Genomic DNA, 23,568 nt, shown 5'->3' with positions numbered 1-23,568 from the left:
CGTGAAGGCGAAGAATCAACGGCTCACGCTGGCTCTGCTGGCGGTGGTGGCGGTGCTCGGTGCGGCTCTGCTCGCCATGTCGGCGCTCAAGGACCAGGCCGCCTATTTCTACACGCCGAGCGACGTGATGAAGGATCATGTCGCGCCGGGAACCGCCGTGCGGCTCGGCGGGATGGTGACCAGCGGCTCGCTCAAGCGCCGGCCCGACGGCGTCACGATCGATTTCGTCGTGACCGACAATGCCGCGAGCGTGCCGGTGCGCTTCTCGGGCATCGTACCGGCCCTGTTCCGCGAAGGATCGGGGGTGGTTGCCGACGGACGCTTCGACGCGGCCGGTACCTTCGTCGCCGATTCGATCCTCGCCAAGCATGATGAGCGCTACATGCCGCCGCAGGTCGCGGGCGCGATGCACAAATCCGAAAGCCTGAAGAAGTGATCGCCGAGGCCGGCCTTGCCGCTCTGTGGCTGGGGGCCGCGCTGTGCGTGCTTCAGCTGATGCTGTCGGTGGCGGTGACGCGCTCGCTCACCGGCAAGGGAGAGGGTGTCGCCGACCAGCTCCTCCCGCTCGTGCGCCCCGTCGCGGTCGCACAGGCGCTGCTCACCGCGCTGGCTTTTGCCACTCTCATCTGGCTGTTCATCCGCGTCGATCTCTCGGTCCTGCTCGTCGCCCAGAATGACCATAGCGAGAAGCCCCTGCTCTACCGCTTTGCCGGCACGTGGGGGAATCACGAAGGCTCGATGCTGATGTGGGTGACGATCCTGGCGATAGCCGGGGCCGCGGTCGCGCTGCTCGAGCGGCGACTCGAAGAGCGCACTTTGATCGCCACTCTGGGCGGGCAGGCGGTGATCGGAATCGGCTTCTACGCCTTCCTGCTGTTCGCCTCGAACCCGTTCGCGCGAATCACCCCGGCGCCGGCCGAGGGCCAGGGGCTCAACCCGCTGCTGCAGGACCCCGGCCTCGCCTTCCATCCGCCATCGCTCTACATGGGCTATGTCGGCCTCTCGATCGCTTTCTCCTTCGCGATCGGCGCCTTGGTCACGCGCGATGTCGGCCCGGCCTTCGCCCGCGCGATGCGGCCGTGGGTGCTGGGCGCGTGGGTGCTGCTGACGATCGGCATCACCGCGGGCAGCTACTGGTCGTATTACGAGCTCGGCTGGGGCGGCTGGTGGTTCTGGGACCCGGTCGAGAATGCGTCCCTCATGCCGTGGCTCGCGGCGACGGCCTTGCTTCATTCGGTGACCGTGCTGGCGACGCGCGACGGCCTGCGCGCCTGGACCGTGATGCTGGCGGTGGTGGCCTTCTCGATGAGCATGGTCGGCACCTTCCTCGTGCGCTCGGGCATTCTCACGAGCGTCCACGCGTTTGCGGTCGATCCGCGGCGCGGCAGCTTTCTGCTCGCCCTGCTGCTGATCTATATCGGCGGCGCCCTGGCGCTGTTCGCGCTGCGCATCGGCACGGTGCGCGCGGGATCGCGCTTCGATGCGGTCAGCCGCGAGGGCGCGCTGGTGGTGAACAATCTGCTGCTGTCGGCGGTGCTGGGGATCGTGCTGATCGGCACGCTCTATCCGTTGGTCGTCGAGGCGTTCGGCGGGCAGATCTCGGTCGGCCCCCCCTATTTCAATAGCGCGGCCGGCCCGGTCGGGCTGGCGATCATGGTCGTGATGGCGGCCGGTCCGCTGATGCGCTGGCGGCGCGAGGAGATCGGCCCGCTGCTCCGCCGCATCGCGCCGGCGGCAGCGTTGGTGGTGATCGCGCTGATCGCGGTCAAGCTCTCCGCGCCGACGATCGGTATCTTGCCGCTGCTGGGCCTCGCGCTCGCGATCGGCGTCGGCGTGGCCAGCCTTGCGCCATTGTGGGGCCGCAACCTGCGCCGCACGCCGCTCCACACGTACGGCATGGTGATCGCGCATCTCGGCATCGCCGTCAGCCTGGCCGGCATGGCGAGCGAGAGCGCCTTCACGGTCGAGCGGCTCGTCGCGGCGCGGATCGGCGATACGGTCGAGGTCGGGCCCTATGCGGTGCGTTTCGCCAAGGTCGAACCCACCTTCGGCGAGAATTGGGAGGCGATGCAGGCCAGCCTCGAGGCGCGGCGCGGCGCGGGCGATCCGACCCTTCTCTTGCCGCAGGCGCGCGCTTATTGGTCGCCTGCGACCGAAACGAGCGAAAGCGCGATCATGACCGTGCTCGATGGCCAGCTTTATGCCGTGCTCGGCAAGCAGGCCGATGACGGACGCTGGCAGCTGCGGCTGTGGTGGAAGCCGTTCGTCACCCTCATCTGGCTGGGCGGCGCGCTGGTCGCGCTCGGCGGGGTGCTCGCCTTGGTCGGACGCGTCTGGCGCGAGACCCGCGCGCGGCGGCGGGAGGTGTTGGCATGAAGGGCCAGACGATCAAGTGGGCGCCGCTGGTGACCTTCATCCTGCTCGCGGCCTTCATGATGTACGGGCTCGCCAAACCCAATTCGACCTCGATCACGTCGAAGATGATCGGCGCGAGCATGCCCGATTTCACGCTCCCGGCGGCGACCCCTGGCGTGGCCGGCGTCAGCAGCGCCGAACTGGCGCAGGGCAAGCCGCATCTCGTCAACATCTTCGCCAGCTGGTGCGTGCCGTGCGCGGCCGAGGCGCCGCAGCTTCGGCAGATCGCCGATGCGGGCGTGCCGATCGTCGGCATCGCGATCCGCGATCGGCCCGAAGCGGTCGCCGGTTTCCTCCAGCGTTACGGCAACCCGTTCCAGAAGATCGGCGCCGACAATGCGAGCCAGGTCCAGATCGCGATGGGATCTTCGGGCGTGCCCGAAAGCTTCGTCGTCGACGGCAAGGGTCACATCGTCCAGCAGACGATCGGCCCGATCAATCCCGACGATGTCGCGGGTGTGATCGCCGCCGTGAAGAACGCCGGATGAAAGCGCTCCGCCCTGCTCTGGCGCTGGCTTTATGCCTTGCACTGGCGACGTCTGCCGCCGCCGACAGCAACATGCCGGCAGCCGCTTTGTCCGACACCCAGCTCGCCGATCCGGCCAAGGAGGCCGAGGCCAAGGCGCTGATGGAAACGATCCGCTGCCTCGTCTGCCAGGGCCAGTCGATCGCCGACAGCAATGCCGAACTGGCCGGCGACATGCGCAGCCTGATTCGCCAGCGAATCCAGGCCGGCGAGACGCCCGAATCGATCCGCGCCTGGCTGGTGCGGCGCTACGGTAATTGGGTGACCTATGAGCCGCCGCTCGATCGTATGACCTTCGCGCTATGGGCGGCACCGGTTTTGTTCCTGCTGCTCGGCATCGTCGTCGCGGGCGGCACCCTGCGGAGGCGACGGCGATGAGCGGCTGGATCATCCTGTTCGTGCTTGCGGCCGTCACTCTCGGCGGCCTGATCCTGGTGGCGCGTCCGAAGCGCGGCGCACTCGAACTGCTCGGCGCCGCTTTGATGCTCGGGATCGCCGGCTATGCGTGGCAGGGCAGTCCGGCCCTGATCGGCAAGCCGACCCCGCCACGGGCCAACCATCCCGCGTCGGACACCCTGTTCGCCGACGAGCGCAAGATCTGGCTCGGTACGGTCGGGCCCGAGGTCCAGGTGCTCGATGCGGCCGACAATCTGATCAAGTCGAACGACCCCGATTATGCGATCGCCGTCCTGCGCGGTGGGATCCAGCGCGCACCCGACAGCATGATCCTGTGGCTCGGGCTTGCCAACGCGCTCGTGACGTATGCCGATGGCGTGGTGACCCCACCGGCGCGCTATGCGTTCGAACATGCCTCGATGCTCGCGCCCAAGAATCCGGCGCCGGCCTATTTCATGGCGCTCGATTATGCGCAGATGGGCGATCTCGACACTGCCGAGAAGATCTGGCGCCAGATCCTCGCCACCTCCCCTGCCGATGCGCCGTGGCGGCCGCTTATCGGCCAGAAACTCGCGGTGCTGGCGCGCGTGCGAGCAGGTGGTTGACGGCCTGATCCATGTGATTGACGTTCGGCCCGTAACGGCCGACATCTTAGCCCGCCCGGTATAAGGATTGCACACCTCATGTTTGAACGGCACGCTGTGCCGGCGGGTCTTTGATGTCGCGACCGGGGGGTGTGGCATCGCCGCTGACGAATATGGAAAACAACGGCCACGTCGTCGATGCACTGGTGCGCGCGCTGGAGCGGCGCGACAGCGTATCCGAGCGCGAACGCGATGCGCTGGCCGCGGCGGTGGGCGAGATCCGGATCCATCCGGCCGGCAACACATTGATCCGCGCGCACCGCCCGGCCGAGGCCAGCACGCTCCTGATCGAGGGGATGCTCGCGCGCGAATTCAGTTCGGCGGTCGGTCGCCGCCAGATCGTGGCGTTGCATATCGCGGGCGATTTCGTCGATCTGCACAGCCTGTTGCTCAAGAAGCTCGATCATGACGTGACTGCGCTGACCGACGTCAAGGTCGCGCTCTTCCCCCACGTTGCGCTCCGCCGCCTGACCGAGACCGAGCCGCATCTGGCGAGGATGCTCTGGCTGCTGACGGTGATCGACGCCGCGGTCCATCGCGAATGGATCGCACGCACCAGCCATTCGGCGGCGGTGAAGGTCGCGCACCTCTTATGCGAAATGCAGGTCCGCCTCGCGATCGTCGGCCTCGCGACCGATCAGGGGTTCGTGCTCGATCTGACGCAGGGCGATCTGGCGGACATGGCGGGGCTTACCGCGGTCCACATCAACCGCACGTTGCGCAAATTGCGCGAATCCGAACTCGCGATCGTCCGCGACGGCCTCGCCTCGATTCCGGACCTGCAGAAACTGCGCGATTTCGCGGGCTTCGATCCGACCTATCTCTATGCGGAGCAAACGCCGCGCTGATCGCGGCATGGAGCGGGTGAAGGGAATCGAACCCTCGTCGTAAGCTTGGGAAGCTTCTGCTCTACCATTGAGCTACACCCGCAACACGACGCGCTGGCGCCGTCAAACCACTTGGCACGCCGCCGTCCTGCGGCATGCGTCAGCGTCGCGCTCCCAGTGCCACGGCGCCAGCGTCATCGTCAACGAAGATTCGGTAGCGCCTATCGACTTGATGCATGCTAGACTTAGTCTATCTAGTCTAGTCCACATCGAAGAGTTGCCATGGAAACGGTGAACATCCACGACGCCAAGACCCATCTGTCGCGTCTCGTCGAGCGTGCGGCGCGTGGTGAGGCATTCGTGATCGCCAAGGCCGGGCGTCCCATGGTCAAGGTGATGCCGCTCGATGCGCCCGAACCGCACCAACGCCGCCGGCTCGGCTTCCTCAAGGATCGGATCACCGTTCCAGACGATTTCGACACTATGGGTGATGAGACGATCGCCGCATCCTTCGATGGTGAAGGGTGAAGCTGCTTCTCGACACGCACCTCCTCCTTTGGGCGGCCGGCCATCCGGACCGGCTCTCCGCGGCGGCGCGCGCGCTGATCGAGGACCAGCACAATGATCTTCTCTTCAGCGCCGCGAGCCTGTGGGAAGTTGCGATCAAACGCATGCTCGATCGTCCGGATTTCCAGGTCGATCCGCGCCTCCTCCGGCGCGGCCTGCTCGATAACGGCTATATCGAACTCGGGCTGACGAGCGAGCACGCCGTCTCGATCGATCGCTTGCCGGACCTTCACAGGGATCCCTTCGACCGCATCCTCGTGGCGCAGGCTCTGGTCGAGGGGCTGACCCTCGTCACCGCGGACGACAAGCTGGACGGCTATCCGGGTTCGATCTTGAAGGTTTGACGAAACGCGTTTGAAATCGTCCCCGAACCGGGGATTTCCTACAACCGATCGAACGTGCGCTCCGCGTCGTCCAGCGCCTCGAACGCATCCCCATCCGCGCCGGCCGCGCTGAAACGCGCGCGGACATCGTCGGCGCTGCCGGTCCTCGGGAATAGCCGGTCGAGCTTCGCGGCCTTGGCCAGTTCGCCCAACGTTCCCGATTGTTTGGTCTGGTTGAGGAGCCATGCCGCAAACGATGGCGCGCGCGGGGCCTCAAGGGGGGCGGCATATTCGGTCTTCGGCCGGGCGCGGATCGGCGGCGGCGTCTCGGCCGGCGCGACGACTGCGGGGGCAGCGACCATGCGGAGTTCCATCTGGCTGCCGACCGACGCCACGAAATCACTCTTCGCCCGGCGCTCGCGTTGCTCGGGCGTGACGCGCGGGCGCGTCTGGATCGGGCGCGCTACATCCAGCCACAGCTGGCAGGGTCCATCCGATGGCCGGGACACCGCCGCCGCCATCTAGATCAGCCCCTGCTGCGTGATCGCCGTTTCGCAGGCGCTCAAAATCGCCCGCGCAGCCGCCTGACGCCGCACGTGTTTCCGCATGACAATCTCCTATCGGGATGGGGCCGCGCCATCCTCCAGAACACGTCGAAAAGAACACAAAGAGAACATGAAGGCAAGCGATTCGATCCCGGAAATGCGCTGGACGGCTGCGGACCAAGGCACCTTTTGCGCGCGCGGGAGTTTTGGTTCGCGATCCCGACAATCATCGTCGGATGCGAAAGGACCATCATGAACAGCGATACGCTTGCGGGCCAGGGTACCAACGTCGGCGGCCAGATCAAGGAAGTGGTCGGCAAGGCGACCGGCGACGAGCAATTGCAGGCATCGGGCGTCGCCGATCAGATCAGCGGCATCGCGCAGAATGCCTATGGCAAGGCGCGTGACTTCGCCCGGGAGCGCCCGTTTGCTTCGGCGGCCCTGGCCGGCGTGGTCGGGCTGGCGCTGTTGAACACATTGCGGGGCAAGACCGCCTGAAGAAGACCGTCGCGTCGAGCGAAGTCGGACGGACTGAATAGTCCCTCGACTTCGCTGGGGGCAAAACGACTCCCGCCGGGCGCTACCTAGAGTGCGGCCGGCAGTTCCCAATAAGGCGGCGCGCCGAAGCATTGCCGCAGCCATGCGGTCAGGGCGATGATCTTGGCCGACGAGTTGCGATTGGCGGGATAGGCGATGTGGAGCTCCGCCCCTTCCGCCTCCGCGCCGACATCCACACGCCGCAGCGCACCTGCCGTTACCGCCTGATGCGCGAAGAAAGCAGGGAGCAGGGTGATACCGAGTCCCGCGATCGCGGCATCCCGCATGACGATGCCGTTGTTGACACGCAACGCCGCGCGAGGCCTGACCACGATCTCCTTCTCGCCATCGCGAAACCGCCAGTCGGTATTGCGGTTGGTGTAGAGGATCGCGCAGCATTGCTCGAGATCGGCGACGCAAGCCGGCGTGCCATGCGCTTCGAGAAACGCGGGCGACGCCACCAGGATACGACGGCTCGCCCCCAGCCTTTTGGCGATCAGCCGGCTGTCGCGGATCGGGCCGTGGCGGATGACCGCATCATAACCGTCCGACGCGATATCGACGAAGCGATCGTCCAAATCCAAGGTCAGATCGATCGCCGGATGTGCCGCCAGGAACGAATAGATGGCAGGCCCCAGATGAAGAACGCCGAACCCGACCGGGCCCGCCAGCCGCAACGGGCCCGACAGGGTACCGCGCCGTTCGGACAGTTCCGCTGCCGCTTCGGTCGCCTCATGCACGATCCGCCGCGCCCGCGGGAGAAACGCATCGCCGTCCTCGGTCAACGCGAGTTTACGGGTGGTGCGCTGCATCAGGGTCACGCCGAGGCTACGTTCCAGCTCGGCGAGCCTTTCGCTCACCACCGATTTGGCCAGGCCCAGTCGCCGCGCCGCCTCGCTGATCGAACCGGATTCCGCGACCCACACGAATGCCGCCACGCCATCGAGCTTCATCATCGTTCGGCATTCCCGAAAGCCGGTTTCGGATAGCGCCGGCTAGTGCGCACGATGCGGTTCGCCCATCTTCCTGTCCAGCAGGATCAATGGGGAGATATAGCATGATGAGGATATTCGCCGCTGTCGCGGGGGCTTTATTGGCGATTCCGGCGGCGGCGCAGGTGGAGCCTTATCCGGCCAGCTTTCATACGCAGGAGATCGCCACCAACGGCACGACCCTGCATGTCAGGATCGGGGGCAAAGGCCCCGCGGTGATCCTGCTCCACGGCTATGGCGAAACCGGTGACATGTGGGCGCCGCTCGCAGCCGATCTGGCGCGCGATCATACCGTGATCGTGCCCGATCTGCGCGGCATGGGCCTCTCGGCGCGGCCGGCGGGCGGCTATGACAAGAAGACTCAGGGGCAGGACATATCCGGCGTGCTCGATGCGCTGGCGATCCCCAAGGCCGATCTCGTCACCCACGATATCGGCAATATGGTGGGCTATGCCTTTGCCGCGCAAAACCGGACGCGCGTGACCCGTTTCGTGCTGATGGACGCGCCCCTGCCCGGCATCGGCCCGTGGGACGAGATTTTGAAGAACCCCTTGCTCTGGCATTTCCGCTTCGGCGGACCGGACATGGAGCGACTCGTCGCCGGGCGCGAGCGCATCTATCTCGATCGCTTCTGGAACGAGTTCTCGGCGCGGCCCGAACGGTTCAGCGAGGCATCGCGCGTCCATTATACCGCGATCTACGCCATGCCGGGCGCGATGCATGCCGGCTTCGCCCAATTCGCGGCGTTCGACCAGGATGCGATCGACGACAAGGCGTTCGTTGCACAGGGCAAGCTCACCATGCCGGTGCTGGCGATCGGCGGCGAGAAATCGTTCGGGCCGATGATGGCGACGGTGATGCGCTTCGCCGCGAGCGACGTGACCCAGGCGGTCGTCCCCAATTCGGGCCACTGGCTGATGGAAGAGCAGCCGGCCGCGACCGTCACGCTCGTCCGCCAGTTCCTGGATGCGCACAAATAGGCACAATGCCGATCTGTATCTTCTTCGTCATGCTGAACGTGTTTCAGCATCCACCGAGTCTCCGCACAGACAGTGCGGCACGCACGGTGGACCCTGAAATGCGTTCAGAGTGACGGGTGGGGGGACGATCTCAGCGCCCGATCAGCGCACCGTGAACAATATCTCGTCCACCTGACGCCCACCGCCATCGATCAACGCAAGGCGGTGGGCGCCCGGCGGAGGCAGGATCGCGGCATTGGCGGCGGTCGCGCCGAAATCGCGTGCGTCGAGCCGCCAGCGCTCGCCCCCGACGATCCCGGTCGCGGCCAGCCGGATACGCTGGCGATCGGTCGGAATATCCGGATCGAGCGCATAGACGCTGCCCGAGACCGGACTCACGATATGCGGACGGCGGCCCGCCGCAGGGGCTTGAGCGAGCAGGGTTTGCCCCGTGCCGGCGAGGAAATATTCGGCGCGCGGCGCTTCGTTGGTCCCGGCGAAACGGATTGGGTGTTGCGCGACGTCGGCGGGTTTCTTCGGCGCTTGGCCCGGATGGTCCCGGTGCAACGCCAGCATCACGTCGCGCCAAACGGGCGCCGCGCCGCTCGTGCCCGAGACGCGCGTCATGCTGTCGCCCTCCGCATTGCCGATCCACACCGCGACAGTGAAGCGATCGGAGAAGCCGACGCACCAATTGTCGCGCATCGCCTTCGAGGTGCCGGTCTTCGCCGCCGCCCAGAACGGCAGGCGCAACGCCGAATCGAGCCCGAACGTCACCGTGCGCGCATCGGCATCGGCCAGGATGTCGTCAACGATCCATGCCGCCGCGGGCGTCATCACCGCTTTGGCGGGCTCGTGCGGATCGTCCTGCCGCAGCCGCAGCGGCCGGTAGCGCCCGCCATCGGCGAGCGCGCGATAGGCGGCGGCCTGCTGGAGCAAAGTTACCTCGGCCGATCCGAGCGCAAGGCTGAAGCCATAATAAGCCCCGTCCTCGACCAGCCCCCGATAGCCCATGTCCCACAGCCGATCGCGGAAATCGTCGACGCCATCCACCAACAGCGCGCGCACCGCCGGCACGTTGAGCGAGCTGGCGAGCGCGGTGCGGACGCTCACCGGCCCCTTGTAATCATGGTCGTAATCCTTGGGCACATAGAGGCCCGAAGCGGTGTCGAGCTCGACCGGACTATCGTCGAGGATCGAGGCAGCGGTGAGGAAACCGCGCTCGATCGCATGGCCGTAGAGGAAGGGCTTGAGCGTAGATCCCGCCTGGCGCGGCGCGGCGACATTATCGACATGCGATGCGGTCGAGGCGCCGCCGATCCCGCCGACATAGGCCAGCACGTCGCCGGTCGCATTATCGACCACCACCACCGCACCGTCGCGCGCGCGTTCGCCTCCGAGCCCCGCCAGTTGCTGGCGCAAGGCGGTCGCCGCGATCGTCTGGATACGGGCGTCGAGGGTGGTGGTGACCGTCTGGCCGGGCTCGCTCAGCAGCCGCTGCGCCAGATGCGGGGCGAGGCCGGGATCGGACGCGTCGCGTTGCGCGGTGCCGGTCATCCCCTCGGCTTCCGCGAGCATCAAGGCGCAATCGGCGCGATGGCCGATGCGGCAGGCGCGCCGCGCGATCGCGCCCGCATCGGCCTGCGGCGAGGGCAGCAAAGCCGCCAGCAGCAAGGCCTGATCGCGATCGAGCATGGCAGGCGGCTTGCCGAACAGGGATTGGCTGGCCGCGCCGATCCCCTGCGCCTCGCCGCGGAACGAGGCGAGGTTGAGATAGGCTTCGAGGATCTGATCCTTCGACCACGACGCCTCGATCGCACGGGCCGCCCGCATCTGCCGCAATTTGCCGCGCAGCCCGCGCGCACCGGGCGAACCGAATTCGGGCGCAAGGAAGCCCGCCAACTGCATCGTGATCGTGCTGGCACCACGCGCGTGACGGCCACGCAAGGCCGCCCAGCCCGATCCGCCCAGCCCGATCCAGTCGACGCCCCCATGGGTCGCGAAGCGCTTGTCCTCGCCCGCAATCACCGCATCCCGCAGCGTAGGCGCGATGCGATCGAGCGGCACCCAATCGAGCCGGCGGAGCGAATAATCGATTCGCACGGTATCGAGCAGCCGCCCGTCGCGATCGCGCAGCCACGCCTCGCTGGATCGCCAGTCGCCGCGCGTCGCGGCGTAGGACGGCATCGGCGGCGGGGCGGTCCACAGCGCCAGCGCAATGACGATCAGCAAGGGCGGCACCAGCCACAGGCTCGGCCGGCGGCGGAGCCACTCCTGGACCTTTCGGATCACGGCACGATCGTCACGGGCGCGTTGGGCAAAGCGGCGTGGATCTCGGGCGAATACATCGCCTCGACCCGGGTCGGCGGCAGCTGGAAGCTCCCGACCGCGTTGAGCCGCACCGTATATTCGACCACGCTCCGCCCCTTGGGCAGCCACCCGAAATAGCCGCGCCACGCATCGAGCCCTTGCTCGACATAGGATGGCGAGGCGGTGCCGCCATTGGCCTGCGCCGCCAGCAAGGCCGATTGGCCGCCGCCCGCGCCCAGGATCGACGATCCGGCCGGGATCGGATCCTCGACCACCACCCACGTACGATCGACCGGCGCATCGACCGTGATCGTGATCTTGGCGACGTCGCCCCGGCTGATCCGATCGGGTCGTTGGCGCTGGATCATCGTCACCGTTCGGCTGACTCGATAGCCGGCAAAGGCAGGCGCGGTCAGCGGCACGGCGGCCCGCACCGACACCGTCGCCCATGGCCCGGCACCACCGGCATGGTTGAGCAGCAACGACCCCGGCGCGGCTGGCAAGGGCAGGCTCAGCATCGGCGGCTTGAGCGCCGTGCTGGTCACGCTGCGTCCGTTCAGGCTGGCGGTGGTGACCCCGCCTGCCGCCGCCGGCGGGTAAGCCTGCCCGAACTTCCGCGCGGCGATCGTGCCCCAGGCATTGGCGAGAGTCGTGTCCCAATGGCCCTGCCGCTGGCGCAGCGACACACCGATCATCATGCGCGGCGCCTCGACATCCCAGCCAGGCCGGCCGGTGACGGCGATCAGCGCCTTCACCGCCATCTCGTCGCCGCTCGTCATCATCCACCAGGGCGCGGCGGCGCGATCGGTGAGATCCAGCCTGGTGCCCTCATAGACGATGCGGCTGCGCAAGGCCGCCTCGGCGGCCTGGATACGGCGCGGATCGACGCCCTGGACATGATCGAGCGTCACCAGCCAATCCGCCAATGTCGCGGTCGGCATGTCGCCGAGGGGCATGGCGAGCTGGTCGATCATCCCCGGGGTCGCGGCGCCGTTACGCGCGAGCGCGGCCAGCGCCGACAGGCGCAGCAGGCGCGTATCGCCCCGGCTGGTGCCCTCTTCGGCCAGGCGCCCGTCAACGACGCGGCGCAGCGCCTCGATCAGCCCGGCTTTCGCCGCATCGGGCCAGGCGAGCCCGGCATCGGCGGTGATCGACAGCGCATAAGCGGTCAGCGCGATCGATCCGGTCTCGTTCGGATCGGGCCAATAATGGAGCAGGCCGTTGCGGGCAACATAGGTCGGCAGATCCGCCATCTGCTTCGCCCACGCAGCGCGATCGTCGAGCGCAATCGCCTTCGACAGCCGCTGCTCGAAGCAGCCGTAAGGATAAGCGAGCATATAGGCCCGCACCCCGGTCAAGGGCGGCACCGGCGAGTTCATAAGCGCGACATCGATCCCGCCACGCCCCGGCAACGCGCCAGCGGGCGCACCGACCGGAATGGTCGTGCCCGGCCCGACCCGGATCAGCGACGCCGCCCACACCTGTTCAGGCACGGCGGGGATTACCCGCTCATCGACCGTGACCCGATCGTTCGCGCGCCCGTCGGCCGATCGTGCGGTCACCGTCCAGTGGAGCGTATCGATATGCGCCGGCGCGGTCAGATACCAGGTCACCGGCACCGCGCCGCCCGCCGGGATCGTCACCGTCAGCGGCCCGCCGCGCGCGATCGCCGGCTTGAGATCGACCGTCGCGGTCACACGCAGCGGCCGCTCGCTGCCGTTGCGCAGGGTGAAGGTCGCGCCGTAGCGATCGCCCGACCGTACCAAGGGCGGCAGCCCGGAATAGACGGTCAGATCCTGCACGGTGCGGATGTTCGTGCTGCCCGTTCCGAACAGATCGCCCCCCGCCGTCGCCACCGCGACGAGCTTGTAGGAGGAGAGCGAATCCGCCAGCGCGAAGCCCAGATTGGCGCGCCCCTGCGCATCGAGCTTCACCCGCCCGCGCCACAACAGGACCGGCCGGAAATCGGACCGGGTCAGCGCCGACAGGTCGCCGCCGCCGCCTCCCCCGCTCGCCACTGCCTTCAGGCCATAGTGGCGCTTGCCGACCACCTGCATCTGCGCGGTCGAGGTCAGCACCGACAAAGGCCGTTCGCCCATCATCGCCGCCAGCACGTCCCAGCTCGGATTGGGCGAGAGCTGGAGCAAAGCCTCGTCGACCGCGGCAAAGGCGATCTCGGCCGATTGCGGCGGCTTGCCGTCGGGCCCGAGCACCCGCACCGCGACATGCGCCTGATCGCGTACCCGGTAGCGCGCATGATCGGCCTGCACCGTCACCGCAAGCTGATGCGTCTCCCACCCGACCGCGACCTTGGCCATGCCGATGCGGTAGGATGGCTTGGCGAGATCGACCAAGGCGGTCGGATAGGCGCCCTCCTGGCTGAAGAAGGGCAGATGCCAGCGCCGCGCCAGATCGGCGAGCCACAGCCGCCAGCCGGCGATCCGCCCGCGCACCGCCATCACCGAAATGAAGACGTCGGGTGCGTAAGCCCCCGGCAGCGGCACATCGACGACCGGATCCTTGCCCGAGATCGTCGTCACGAACGAGGAGAGCACCCCCTCGCGTTCGACCGTGACGAGCGCCGTCGCCTCGCGGAACGGCATGCGCACCTGCACATGCGCGACATCGCCGGCATGATAGGCCTTGGCGTCGGGGACGACGTCCATCCGGTCGCCATTGTCGCCGCCGAACCACCAGTCATTGTCGCCCGCGAGCCAGACCGAGCTGACCGCGCGCGCCTGATTGCCCTGATCGTCTTTGGTCGTCGCGACCGCGATCACCTCGCCCGAGACGCCCGGATCGAGTTCGCAACTGGCGAGGCCATGCGCATCGGTGGTGGCGCTGCAATCGGCCTTGATCCGGGTCGTGCGCGCGCTGTTGTCGAAGGCGTAGAAGCCGCCAATCAGCCGCCGCCGCGCCGACACGATCTCGCGCGTGTAGAGCGCGACCGAAACGCGCTGGCCGCGCACCACCTTGCCGTCGGGGGTCAGCGCGGCGAGCTTGAGCCGCATGTCGCCCGCGCGCTGCATCCAGCCGTCGGGCTTGATGCCGAGCCGGATCGCCGAGGTATAGACCGGGATGAACGCCGATGCGGTCAGCGTCTCGCCATTGGCATCGTCATAATCCATCTCGACCGTCATGCGGGTCGCGTCGCCCAGCGCCGGCATCGCGATCGCGGTGCGCAGCGCACCATGCGCGTCGAGCGTGAGCGGCATGGTGATCGCGCCCGGCGGGGTCGCGGCGGAGAGGTCGTTCTGGTCCTCGTCGAGCGCAACCGTGCCTTCGCGCACGGCTTTGCCGCCGAAGGTCCAGCCGTCCCAGCCGTTGGGCGTGTCGGTCAAAGGCGCGAAGGCGGCACGTACCCGCACCGGCGCATGCGCCGATCCGCCGCCGGAGAGATAACCGACATAGAGATCGATCGGCAGTTGCTTCGGGCGGATCGCGGGCGCGCGCGGGCCGCTGACGCTCGCCCGCATCGTCGGCAGGCGATATTCGTCGACGCGGATCGACTGGCCGGTCGATGTGGTTTCCTCGCCCACCTTGAAGTTCAGGTCATAATCACCGGTGGGGGCACCCTTGGGCGGCGTCCAGGTCGATTCACCCATGCCGTCGCGGCCGATCCGGAGCGGCAGATCGAACTCCATGTCCGATCCGCGATGCTTCATCTGCAGGGTACCGGCGAGCGCGCCGCCCGATCGGAAGCCGGTGAGGGTCGGCGCGCGATAGACGTGGGTCATGTGCACCGTCTCGCCGGCGCGGAGCAACGTGCGGTCGAAGATGGTGTGGAGGATCGGCTCGGGTGCCTGATAGCCGTAGGAGAGTTCGAAATCCCACGGGCGGATGCCATCGCCCCAGCTGGTCAGCACGAACGACATATCGCCGTCCTTGCGCGCCGAGATCATCAGCGGCGGACTCTCGCTGCTCTCCTCGCCTTCGGACTCGCAGCCGCTGGCGGACGACGGATCGGGCAGGTTGCGGATCATCAGGCGCCCGCTGCCATCCGTCGTCCCGACCGCGAGGCGCTTGCCGGAGCAGCTATCGGTGACGGTGACGACCGCGCTGCCGACCGGCTTGCCGTCGGCAAGCGAGGTCACCCAGGCAAGCGATGCGCCGCGCCCCCATTTGAAATGGACCGCCATATTGGTGACGAGCGCGCTCGCCGCGACATAGCGCGTCGCCGGCCGCCCGAGCAGAACGCGGCCGAGGCGGGGGCTCGCCAGCTCGACCACATAGAAGCCCGGCTGTTCGAGCGGGATGCCGACCACCTCCATCTTGTGCCCGCCGCCCGACGGGGTGATGCGGATCGCATTGGTCGTGACGCCTTTGCCCAGCACCGGCCGATCACCGGTGTGGTTGACCGTGACGCTGTCCTTGCCCTTCTTCTCCTCGCGGAAATCATTGGCCTGCGCCTTGGCGACCTTCTGCATCCAGCGGGCGATCGTGGCATCGTCACCCGCGATCCGCGCGCGTGCCCCGGCGATCGCGCCGACCACGCCGCCCAACCGTGGCTCGACATTGCGCACCGTCACCGGCAGCACCCCGCCCTCGCGTGCCTCGATCACGCCGAAGGGGGCGGCGAACTTCACCAGCGGCGGCGAGTCGGCGATCTCGACATCGAGCGGGAAGCGGCGGGCATTGGCCAGCACGCGCCCGCTCTCGTCATGGAGCCCGGCCGGCATCACGAGTTTGGCGGTGATCGAGGGTGGAAAGGGTGCCGCAAAGCTGATCGATTCGGTCGTCGGGCTCGAGCCGGCTTCGGGCTTGGGGGCGATGGCGGTGGCGCCGGTTTGCAGGCGGATCTGCATCGCATCGGTGCGCAGGACCGGTGCGGTGAACTCGAACCGTGATCGCCTCGATCGGATCGCAGCCGGCATTGGCGTTGGCGCGCGAGCAGGTCAGCCGCGCGCTGAATTCCTTGCGCACGCTGAAATCGAAGCGATGATCCTCGCCGACAATCTGTCCGCTCGGGCTGCGGATCGATCGCCCCCAGACGAGCGCCATGTCGCGCCCCGGCGGCAGCGGCCGGCGGCATTGCAGCGCCACGACGTTGGCGAGCGCGGTGGCGCGATCCTTCGCCGAAGCCGGCAGCGGCTGCGGCAGCCCGGCGCTCTCCAGGAAATTGCGCGTCGGCCAGCGCGATGCCATCTTCGGCAGGATATCGGCGGCGGTGGTCGGCGGCAGCACATCGACCGCGATCCGCTCGCCGATGCCATCGACCGCACAATAGGCGCCCGACGCGATCGAGGCGCGATCGACCGCGCCGTTTGCGGCGACGAAGAAGGTCTGTTTCTCCTCGATCGTGTTGTTGACCGATGGCAACATCGCCAGCACGGCCGGCCCGCCGCTATTGACCGGGAAGCGTCGCGTGCCGGTAACCTCGGCGCCCTTGTCGTCCTTGAGCCCATCCTTCAGCGTGGCGAGGCAGGCCAGCCCCGCCGGCAGCGGTTTGGCAAACTCCCACACATAGATTTGCGGATCGATCCAGCGCCCGGCGCCCTCGACGGGGCAGGCCATGGTCAGCGGCGCATCACCCTGCCCCAAAGGCACCATCGCGGCGGAAAAGCGCATCGTGAGGCGCGTGATCCCGCTGCCGTCATGTCCGATGGAGACGTTGGCAACCGAAGTTGGCGAATCACCGAACGCGTTCAACGGGAGAGCAAAGGCCAGCGCAGCGACGAACCAGGCCAATACACTACGCATAAGCTCACTCTCCCGAACGACGCGGTTTTACACTGCCGCCACACGCCCGTCGAGCGGCGAGGCGTGCACTTTCATCGATGGAATGAGTTAAATGCGGCGAAGCGTTGGAGCGCGGCGACTTCGAGGTGGCCGTCATCCCCACGAAGGTTCAACTTTATTTCAGCACGCCGCGGCGGCTTTAGCTTGAGACCGGTGTCGTGTTTCCGGCGATTTTCAAGCCGTCACCACTTGCCGCCAGCCTCTTCGATCGCCTTGAGCAAAGCGCGCTTGCTTGGGGTGCGGCGATCGCCGGTGTTGCGGGGAATATCGACCACTCCGGCCATCTCGCGACGGCACTCGACATCGCGCCCGAACTCTTCGAGCGATATCGCCTTTGGCTCAGTCTTCGAGCGCGTCGATGCCATAATCGCCTGCCGTCTCTTCGCGGATGCGCCGTTCCATATAGTCGCGATCGGCGTCGGGATACAGGCGGAACAAGGCTCGAGCTTGCCCCAGCATATCGCGGGCGGTGCCCGATCCATATTGGCCCATACGATCCGCGATCATGTCCTCGACCGAGAGCACGGCAACCTCGCCAGCATCGCCGATACTGATCAGCCGAACACGGGATCGATCGGCGTTGCCATCCAATAAGCTATCGGAAACGACCTCGAAGCCGAGCTTGAGATCGGGATGGATCCACCCCCGAGTTGCCATGCCGGGGCCGGACGGCCGTATAAAGCCCTCGGCTTGCAACGACTCATCAAACAAATCCTGCCGCGGAGTCGACACGTCGAAATCGCCGGTGGTGATGGCACTATTCGTATACACCTCGACCGCTCCGCCTCCGACCAGCACCGGCAGAGGGCACCCCGCCCGGCGCATCCTTTCACCGACGCGCGCAAGCAAAGTAAGCCCCGCCTCGAATTCGGGGCGGTACGGGCTCACTCCGCCGCCACGGCCTCGCGCTTCGTCACCAGCAGCGGCTTGAGATACGCGCCCGTATAGGACCTTTTCTCCTTCACCACCTGCTCGGGCGTGCCGGTGGCGACGATCTCGCCGCCTTTGTCGCCGCCTTCGGGGCCGAGGTCGATGATCCAGTCGGCGGTCTTGATGACCTCCAGATTATGCTCGATCACCACCACGGTGTTGCCCTGCTCGACCAGAGCATGGAGCACCTCGAGCAATTTGCGCACATCTTCGAAATGGAGGCCGGTCGTAGGCTCGTCGAGGATGTAGAGCGTGTTGCCGGTGGCGCGGCGGGACAGTTCCTTGGCGAGCTTCACCCGCTGCGCCTCGCCGCCCGACAAGGTCGTCGCCTGCTGGCCGACCTTGACGTAGCCGAGGCCAACCTCGGCCAGCATCGCCATCTTATCCCGAATGCTCGGCACTGCCTTGAAGAATTCGACCGCATCCTCGACCGTCATGTCGAGCACCTCGGCGATCGATTTATCGCGGAACTTCACCTCCAGCGTCTCGCGATTGTAGCGCGCACCGTGGCAGACATCGCACGTCACATAGACATCGGGCAGGAAGTGCATCTCGATCTTGAGCACGCCGTCGCCCTGGCATGCCTCGCAGCGGCCGCCCTTGACGTTGAAGCTGAAGCGCCCAGGCTTGTAGCCGCGCGCCTGCGCCTCGGGCAGGCCGGCGAACCAATCGCGGATCTGGGTGAAGGCGCCCGTATAGGTGGCCGGGTTCGAACGCGGGGTGCGGCCGATCGGCGACTGATCGATGTCGATCACCTTGTCGAGATGCTGGAGCCCCTCGATCGTCTCGTGATGGCCGGCGATGATGCGGGCACCATTGAGCTGGCGACTGGCCGAGGCGAACAAGGTGTCGATCGTGAAGGTCGACTTGCCCGACCCCGACACGCCGGTGATGCAGGTGAAGGTGCCGAGCGGGATGCTGGCGGTCACGTCCTTGAGGTTGTTGGCGCGCGCACCACGCACGGTGAGCTTCTTGCCATTGCCCTTGCGGCGCTTGGCCGGCAGCGGGACCGAACGGCGGCCGGTGAGGTAATCGGCGGTGAGGCTGTCCTCGTTCGCCAGCACCTCGTCGAGCGTGCCGGCGGCGATGACGTTACCGCCATGGACGCCCGCGCCCGGACCCATATCGATCACATAATCGGCGGTGCGGATCGCATCCTCGTCATGCTCGACCACGAGCACGGTGTTGCCGAGATCGCGCAGCCGCTTGAGCGTGACGATCAGCCGGTCGTTGTCGCGCTGGTGGAGCCCGATCGAGGGCTCGTCCAGCACATAGAGCACGCCCGACAGCCCGCTGCCGATCTGCGATGCCAGCCGGATACGCTGGCTCTCGCCGCCGGAAAGCGTGCCCGAGGTGCGATCGAGATTGAGATAGTCGAGCCCGACATTGTCGAGGAAACCGAGCCGCTCGACGATCTCCTTGAGGATCGGGGTCGCGATCTGCGTTTGCTGGGGGTTGAGATGCTCGGGCATCGCGCGGAAGAAAGCCAATGCAGGCCCGACCGCACGGCGGGTCGACATCGAGATATCCTCGCCACCGATCTTCACCGCCAGCGCCTCGGGCTTGAGGCGCGCGCCGTTGCACACCTCGCAGGGCCGCGTGCCCTGATATTTCGACAATTCCTCGCGCATCCACGCGCTCTCGGTCGATGCCATGCGGCGTTCGAGATTGCCGATCACGCCTTCGAACGGCTTGGTGACGGTGTAGCTCTTGCGCCCGTCGACGAAGGTCAGCGGGATCGCCTTGCCCTTCGTGCCATGGAGGACGGCCTCCTGATCCGCCGCCGAAAGCTCGTTCCACGGCGTCTCCAGCTTGAAGCCGTTGGCCTTGGCGAGGCTGGCGAGCACCTGCATGTAATAAGGGCTTGGCGGATTGGACTTGGCCCACGGCACGACCGCGCCCTTGGCGATCGACAGATTTTCGTTGGGCACGACCATCTGCGGATCGAAATAGAGCTTCTCGCCGAGCCCATCACAGGCCGGGCATGCGCCCTGCGGCGCGTTGAACGAGAAGAGCCGGGGCTCGATCTCGGGAATGGTGAAGCCCGACACCGGGCAGGCGAACTTCTCCGAAAAGACGATCCGGTTGAGCGGCACGCCGCCGACCCCGGCCGCGGCCGATCCCTTGGCCGCGCCCTTCTTGCTGGTGCCGCTGCCCGCCTCGTTCTCGCGCCCGGGCACGACGCCCTCGGCGAGATCGACATAGGCCATGCCCTCGGCCAGCTTGAGCGCGGTTTCGAAGCTCTGCGCGAGGCGGGTCTCGATCCCTTCGCGGATGGCGAGGCGATCGACCACGACCTCGATGTCATGCTTGAATTTCTTGTCGAGCGCGGGGGCGTCCTCGATCTCCACCATCTCGCCATCGATGCGGACGCGGGTGAAGCCGCCCTTCTGCCACTCGGCGAGCTCCTTCTTATACTCGCCCTTGCGGCCGCGCACCGCGGGCGCGAGCAGATAGAAGCGCGTACCCTCGGGCAATTGCATCACGCGATCGACCATCTGGCTGACCGTCTGCGCGCTGATCGGCAGGCCCGTGACGGGCGAATAAGGAATGCCGACCCGCGCCCACAGCAGGCGCATATAATCGTAGATTTCGGTGACGGTCGCGACGGTCGAGCGCGGATTGCGGCTGGTCGTCTTCTGCTCGATCGAGATGGCGGGCGAGAGCCCCTCGATATGCTCGACATCGGGCTTCTGCATCAGCTCGAGGAACTGGCGCGCGTAAGCCGACAAGGATTCGACGTAACGGCGCTGCCCCTCGGCATAGATCGTGTCGAAGGCGAGGCTGGATTTGCCCGATCCGGACAGGCCGGTGATCACCGTCAAGGTCTCACGCGGAATATCGACATCCACGCCCTTGAGATTGTGCTCGCGCGCGCCACGGACGCGGATATGGGTGAGACTCATAACGCCAGTTTGTTCCAGATTTGTTCGGAGGGCAAGGGTAGCCTGACCTTCAAATAGGAAGCCGAAACCGCTTGTGCCACCACCCGGTTGCATCCGGGCGGATGTGTATTATCTTAATGATACACGTGAGGGTATCGAGATGGCGAAGAAGACGATGAAATTGCCGAAGCGGATCGGCGGGGTGAAGCTCACCAAGGAGTTGCGCAAGGCTGGCGGCAGGCTGCTGGAAACCGCGAACAGCCCGGTCGGGCGCGAGCTGATCGCGGCGGGGCTGAGCATGGCGGCGGCTGCCGCGACAGCGGCGGCGAGGAAGGAACGGGAGAAACGGGCGGCGGCCAGGGCGGGAGCACCCGAGGCGGTGCCGGCGAACGACGCAAAGCGGGCGGAACCGGTGAAAGGCCCGGCAGACCCCCACGATATCGGCGTGGCGCTGGGCACGCTGGCCCAGGACGTGCTCGGCAGGCTCATTGCCGGCAAGCCGCGCGGCTAATCCGCCTACCGGCTATTTCTTGTCGTTGCTCTGGCTGAGGATGCGATCGATCGCATCTGGGACCAGCCGCTCGGCAAAGCCCGCCACGAAGGCGATGACCAGCATCTTCGCGAGTTCCCGATCGCTTTCCAGGCAGAGCGCGCGGGCCATGCTCTGTTCGCGCCCGAGCGAGTCGAAGGTGAATTTGGGCAGCACGATTCCCCCGTCCAGCCCCAATGCCTTGCCGATCGCGCCGAAGAAGATGAGGTAGACGAGCAGCGCGAAGATCGCCCCGATCAGGCAGGACAGCAGAATGCTGACCTGGCCCAGCTCGAGCGCCGCAATCTCGAACAAGGGATCGTCCTGCATGACTTTGCTGCTGATCGCGCCTTGAAGCCGGCGGCCGATGCTCATCATCGCCCCCAGCACCCCCGTCACCATGATCGCGCCGAACCCCAGGAAGAGCGACCCCGGATGCGCCACCCCCAGGCTTGGCGCCTCGTACCAGAGGAGCACCATGAAGCATATGAAGGTCACGAGCGTGAGCAGCGTCAGCCAGAATTTGAGACCCCGGGCCGCAACCTCGCGAACGGTGGCGAGCTGATAGCTCTTATGCGTGTAGCTCAGGATCGAATCGACCTCGGCGCGCACCTCTAGGTCGGTAGCCTTCGCCACGTTCTCGATCCGGCTCGCCTTGAATGCGGCCAGCGCATCGGCGGTGCCGACGCGCACGAGACGATCGCGCAACGCCCATAGCTCAGCACGCAGGTCCGCGGGCGGCAGGGCATCGTAATAAAGGCGCTCGCACGCCATCGCCGCGGTCAGGTCGGGACGACTGCGCAGCGCCTGGAGAGACTCGGCCACCGCCTGCAGTGCCGGAAGGCGCCGGCTCCTGCCCGCGGCGGCGGCATAGATCACCCCGGCAAAGGCCTGCCCCTCAAGCTGGGACCGGTCCAGCCCGAAGATCCATCTCAATCGGGACGTCAGCCGCCACCACGGCTCCGGTTCGGGCTCCGGAAGCGGCTGCCTGAAATCCTCCCCGTCCGATGCGTCGCTCATCGCCTATCCCCCGATCGGCATGCGTCGGCGGCATTGAGACACGATCCGGCGGATTCTGCAATAACCCAGACGATGCAGGACGAACGATCACGCGAACAGATCGTTCGATTTCGGATGGACTTGGCGGGCGGCGCAGGCCGACTTAACCGGCTTCGACGAGTTCCTCCATCACCGGCGCTTCACCGTTGGGCCTAGCGCGCTGTTCTTCGCGAATCAGCTTGTCCAACACCCGCCGCGCACGGATCGCGCCGGCATCCTCCGCCAGGATCATCGGCTGTTCGGCCCAGAAATCGTTGCTTTTCATGGCCAGTTGCTGGGCTTCGAGCATCGGCCGGTCTTCTTCGTCGAACGCGATGTGGACGACCTTCAGGAAGAAATCGAGCATGTCCTGGCCCTGGCCGACATCGGTCATGCTGTAGATCCAGAAATAATGCGTCGTGGACTCGGTCTCGGGCGTGACGAAATGCGCCTGCGCCATGTCGATCGGCTGGGCACGCTTGGTGCCGGCCGGCGCCACGCCGACATCGAGATAGAGCGTGCCGGGCGCATCCCAGCGCATGTCGAGCCAGTGATCGACGATCATCTCGGCCTTGGTCCCGTCCCACGCCGGGTTGCGCGACAGGTTGATCAGATCGGCGAACTGGACTGGCGCCTTGGTCGCCGGGATGAACCAGTCCGAATGGACGGTCGTGCCGCGCTGGTAGACGTCATACTGCCCCTCGGTGACGCAGCCGTTGCTGATCGTCTTCGCATGGACGAAATCGAGGTGCGACAGATCGAGCAGATTGTCGATCTCGAGCAGATAGTTGGCCTTGAGATAGGTGGTGCCCTTGCCGGCGATCATGCGGCCGGGCTCGCCGAAGAATTTGAATTCGGGGATCAGCGCCGGATCGGCGAGCGCGGGATCGCCCATCCAGATGAAGATCGCCTGATAGCGCTCGACCAAAGGATAGGTGTTGAGCACGAAGCGATCGCGGGTGGCCTCGTTGGCGCGGGCGTGGGTGCAGCGGCCGCCGGCGTCGAAGGTGAGCCCGTGATAGGGGCACATGATCTCGTCATTCCTGACGACTCCACCCGACAGTTTGACGAAGCGATGCGGACAGCGATCGTCCATGGCGACCGGGGTGCCGTCCGCGCGCCGGTAGAAGACCACCGGCCGATCGAGCAACGTCCGGCCGAGCGGCGCGGCGCCGACCTCGTCCGCCCAGGCGCCGACATACCAGGCATTTTCGAGAAACTTACCCATGAAGCGATCCTCTTCCCTCGCTTGTCGGTCTTTGCCGATCCAGTCGACATCGATATCCACTAAATTGCACAATCCGTCAAATATAAGCACGAAGCTTGTCGAAGCGGCGGCCATCGGCTCTTTACGGGCGGTGACGGATGAGATGCTGCCAAGGCCGGCCGAACCGAAGCGAACGCGC

The 23,568-nt window shown here is 66.6% G+C and carries 20 protein-coding genes and 1 tRNA gene; 11 read left to right on the top strand and 10 right to left on the bottom strand.

Annotated features, from left to right (window positions below; genetic code table 11):
* The first annotated feature begins 1 nt into the window (after position 1).
* From ccmE to AB4Z44_RS20195, 6 genes are all read left to right on the top strand, one after another.
* Positions 2-436 (top strand): cytochrome c maturation protein CcmE, encoded by a 435-nt coding sequence (gene ccmE, locus AB4Z44_RS20220; RefSeq protein ID WP_404711444.1) that lies wholly within the window; start codon positions 2-4, stop codon positions 434-436.
* Entirely contained in the window at positions 433-2,376 is a 1,944-nt protein-coding gene (locus AB4Z44_RS20215; protein ID WP_404711443.1) for a heme lyase CcmF/NrfE family subunit, read from the top strand. The genes ccmE and AB4Z44_RS20215 overlap by 4 nt, the downstream gene beginning before the upstream one ends.
* A complete protein-coding gene (locus AB4Z44_RS20210) occupies positions 2,373-2,903 on the top strand; it encodes a DsbE family thiol:disulfide interchange protein (RefSeq protein ID WP_404711442.1) in 531 nt (176 codons plus the stop codon). The genes AB4Z44_RS20215 and AB4Z44_RS20210 overlap by 4 nt, the downstream gene beginning before the upstream one ends.
* Positions 2,900-3,319: a cytochrome c-type biogenesis protein CcmH gene (locus tag AB4Z44_RS20205; protein WP_404711441.1), complete on the top strand. Its 420-nt coding sequence runs from the start codon at positions 2,900-2,902 to the stop codon at positions 3,317-3,319. Before AB4Z44_RS20210 ends, AB4Z44_RS20205 begins: the two co-directional genes overlap by 4 nt.
* Positions 3,316-3,942 (top strand): tetratricopeptide repeat protein, encoded by a 627-nt coding sequence (locus AB4Z44_RS20200; protein WP_404711440.1) that lies wholly within the window; start codon positions 3,316-3,318, stop codon positions 3,940-3,942. Before AB4Z44_RS20205 ends, AB4Z44_RS20200 begins: the two co-directional genes overlap by 4 nt.
* 113 nt (positions 3,943-4,055) lie before the next feature.
* Positions 4,056-4,829: a Crp/Fnr family transcriptional regulator gene (locus AB4Z44_RS20195; RefSeq protein ID WP_404711439.1), complete on the top strand. Its 774-nt coding sequence runs from the start codon at positions 4,056-4,058 to the stop codon at positions 4,827-4,829.
* Positions 4,830-4,837: 8 nt separating this feature from the next.
* Here AB4Z44_RS20195 and AB4Z44_RS20190 read toward each other — a convergent pair.
* Positions 4,838-4,911, bottom strand: a tRNA-Gly gene (locus tag AB4Z44_RS20190).
* A gap of 179 nt (positions 4,912-5,090) precedes the next feature.
* Between AB4Z44_RS20190 and AB4Z44_RS20185 the strand changes: the two genes are divergently transcribed.
* Together AB4Z44_RS20185 and AB4Z44_RS20180 are read left to right on the top strand one after the other, a co-directional pair.
* Entirely contained in the window at positions 5,091-5,336 is a 246-nt protein-coding gene (locus AB4Z44_RS20185) for a type II toxin-antitoxin system Phd/YefM family antitoxin (RefSeq protein WP_404711438.1), read from the top strand.
* Complete coding sequence (locus tag AB4Z44_RS20180) at positions 5,333-5,719, top strand: type II toxin-antitoxin system VapC family toxin (protein WP_404711437.1); 387 nt, start codon at positions 5,333-5,335, stop codon at positions 5,717-5,719. The genes AB4Z44_RS20185 and AB4Z44_RS20180 overlap by 4 nt, the downstream gene beginning before the upstream one ends.
* A gap of 38 nt (positions 5,720-5,757) precedes the next feature.
* Here the strand turns inward: AB4Z44_RS20180 and AB4Z44_RS20175 are convergent, their stop codons facing one another.
* Positions 5,758-6,207 (bottom strand): hypothetical protein, encoded by a 450-nt coding sequence (locus tag AB4Z44_RS20175; protein WP_404711436.1) that lies wholly within the window; start codon positions 6,205-6,207, stop codon positions 5,758-5,760.
* A 288-nt stretch (positions 6,208-6,495) separates the two neighbouring features.
* Between AB4Z44_RS20175 and AB4Z44_RS20170 the strand changes: the two genes are divergently transcribed.
* Positions 6,496-6,741, top strand: coding sequence for a CsbD family protein (locus tag AB4Z44_RS20170; RefSeq protein ID WP_404711435.1), 246 nt, complete (start codon positions 6,496-6,498; stop codon positions 6,739-6,741).
* Positions 6,742-6,827: 86 nt separating this feature from the next.
* Here the strand turns inward: AB4Z44_RS20170 and AB4Z44_RS20165 are convergent, their stop codons facing one another.
* Positions 6,828-7,736 carry a LysR substrate-binding domain-containing protein gene (locus AB4Z44_RS20165; protein WP_404711434.1) on the bottom strand — a complete coding sequence of 303 codons (909 nt, stop codon included), beginning with the start codon at positions 7,734-7,736 and terminating at the stop codon, positions 6,828-6,830.
* Positions 7,737-7,837: 101 nt separating this feature from the next.
* On the opposite strand from AB4Z44_RS20165, the gene AB4Z44_RS20160 reads away from it, so the two are divergent.
* The gene (locus tag AB4Z44_RS20160; protein ID WP_404711433.1) at positions 7,838-8,752 is read left to right on the top strand and encodes an alpha/beta fold hydrolase; all 915 of its coding nucleotides are present in this window, start codon (positions 7,838-7,840) and stop codon (positions 8,750-8,752) included.
* Between the two features lie 141 nt (positions 8,753-8,893).
* On the opposite strand, the gene pbpC is transcribed toward AB4Z44_RS20160, so the two are convergent.
* The 5 genes from pbpC to uvrA all read right to left on the bottom strand — a co-directional run bounded on the left by pbpC (position 8,894) and on the right by uvrA (position 20,616).
* Entirely contained in the window at positions 8,894-11,020 is a 2,127-nt protein-coding gene (pbpC, locus tag AB4Z44_RS20155; RefSeq protein ID WP_404714299.1) for a penicillin-binding protein 1C, read from the bottom strand.
* The gene (locus AB4Z44_RS20150; protein WP_404714298.1) at positions 11,020-15,180 is read right to left on the bottom strand and encodes an alpha-2-macroglobulin family protein; all 4,161 of its coding nucleotides are present in this window, start codon (positions 15,178-15,180) and stop codon (positions 11,020-11,022) included. The genes pbpC and AB4Z44_RS20150 overlap by 1 nt, the downstream gene beginning before the upstream one ends.
* Before the next feature lie 520 nt (positions 15,181-15,700).
* Complete coding sequence (locus tag AB4Z44_RS20145) at positions 15,701-16,741, bottom strand: hypothetical protein (RefSeq protein WP_404711432.1); 1,041 nt, start codon at positions 16,739-16,741, stop codon at positions 15,701-15,703.
* Positions 16,742-17,119: 378 nt separating this feature from the next.
* Positions 17,120-17,629 (bottom strand): hypothetical protein, encoded by a 510-nt coding sequence (locus AB4Z44_RS20140; protein ID WP_404711431.1) that lies wholly within the window; start codon positions 17,627-17,629, stop codon positions 17,120-17,122.
* Between the two features lie 35 nt (positions 17,630-17,664).
* Entirely contained in the window at positions 17,665-20,616 is a 2,952-nt protein-coding gene (gene uvrA / locus AB4Z44_RS20135) for an excinuclease ABC subunit UvrA (protein ID WP_404711430.1), read from the bottom strand.
* 139 nt (positions 20,617-20,755) lie between these two features.
* Between uvrA and AB4Z44_RS20130 the strand changes: the two genes are divergently transcribed.
* Positions 20,756-21,106: a hypothetical protein gene (locus AB4Z44_RS20130; protein ID WP_404711429.1), complete on the top strand. Its 351-nt coding sequence runs from the start codon at positions 20,756-20,758 to the stop codon at positions 21,104-21,106.
* Positions 21,107-21,118: 12 nt separating this feature from the next.
* On the opposite strand, the gene AB4Z44_RS20125 is transcribed toward AB4Z44_RS20130, so the two are convergent.
* Positions 21,119-22,144 (bottom strand): hypothetical protein, encoded by a 1,026-nt coding sequence (locus tag AB4Z44_RS20125; RefSeq protein WP_404711428.1) that lies wholly within the window; start codon positions 22,142-22,144, stop codon positions 21,119-21,121.
* A 142-nt stretch (positions 22,145-22,286) separates the two neighbouring features.
* The gene (locus AB4Z44_RS20120) at positions 22,287-23,390 is read right to left on the bottom strand and encodes a Rieske 2Fe-2S domain-containing protein (RefSeq protein WP_404711427.1); all 1,104 of its coding nucleotides are present in this window, start codon (positions 23,388-23,390) and stop codon (positions 22,287-22,289) included.
* Between the last annotated feature and the right edge of the window lie 178 nt (positions 23,391-23,568).

Source organism: Sphingomonas sp. MMS24-J13 (genome assembly GCF_044905095.1).
GTDB lineage: Bacteria > Pseudomonadota > Alphaproteobacteria > Sphingomonadales > Sphingomonadaceae > Sphingomonas_I.
The sequence above is the reverse complement of the archived record's forward strand: the minus strand, read 5'-3'. Positions and strand labels throughout refer to the sequence as shown.